The 1,052-nt window shown below is 48.8% G+C and carries 1 protein-coding gene; it reads right to left on the minus strand.

The genetic code is table 11. The annotated features are described in order from the left end of the window. Nucleotides 1–1,052: condensation domain-containing protein (locus tag BMZ78_RS18445; RefSeq protein WP_245739956.1), on the minus strand; the 1,052-nt coding region annotated here is incomplete at both ends.

The following is a 1,052-nucleotide window of genomic DNA, read 5'->3' on the forward strand; positions in this document are numbered from 1 at the left end:
TTGGTAGACACTCCATCCGAGATGATATGGTGCATATCCATCATCAGGATGTGACGCTCTTCCCCAATGCGAATCAATCCCACACGGAACAGCGGCGCCTGACTTAAGTCAAAGGGTCGGATGAATGCCTCGATCTGTTGCTCCACTTCTTCTTCCGTTGCTTCGATGAACGTCCATGGTATCTCGACATACGGATGAATCTTTTGCACCAGCTCGTCTTCCATGAGATGGAACGAAGTCCGAAGCGATTCATGCCGCTCGACCAGGGAAGCAAACGCGGCACGCAAGGAATCAATTTGCAAGTGTCCACGGAGTTCGATGACAAAAGGCATATTGTAACTGGTGTTTAACTCGCCTGCTTCTAATTGTTGTACCATGTACATTCGCTTTTGTGCAGAAGAAACAGGATAAACTTCTCGTTCCTCTGCTGGTTCAATCGCATCATACACATGGGTCTTCGCTTGTTGCAGGCGGTCTGCCATCTCCTTCAAAACAGGATGAGCAAATACGTCACGGAGAGAAAGTTCCACTTCTAATTCCCGATGAATACGTGACACCAATAGGGTGGCTTTGAGCGAATGCCCACCCAGTTCAAAGAAATTGTCATGAATCCCCACACGCTCGACTTTTAAGACCTCTTGCCAGATGTTTGCCAACGTTTTTTCCAGGTCATTGGTTGGTGCTACATACTCTCTTCCGGTTTGTACATAACCTTCCGGTTCAGGTAGAGCACGCTTATCTACCTTTCCATTGGGGGTAAGCGGGAACTTCTCGATTTCTACAAAGTAAGCCGGGATCATGTAGTCTGGCAATACTTCATTCAAATGCTGACGCAACCCTGAAACCGTCCATGCGCCCTCGATGACGAAATAGGCGCAGAGATATTTTTCACCTTCTGGATTGGTTCGGGCCATCACCAGTCCTTCCTTGATTCCAGGGTACTCCAATAAGCGGGCTTCGATCTCGCCCAGCTCAATCCGGTATCCCCGAATCTTCACCTGATGATCGATTCGTCCCAGATACTCGAGGTTGCCATCCGGTAACCAACGAGC

It is taken from the genome of Thermoflavimicrobium dichotomicum (assembly GCF_900114055.1).
In the GTDB taxonomy this organism is placed as follows: Bacteria; Bacillota; Bacilli; order Thermoactinomycetales; family Thermoactinomycetaceae; genus Thermoflavimicrobium; species Thermoflavimicrobium dichotomicum.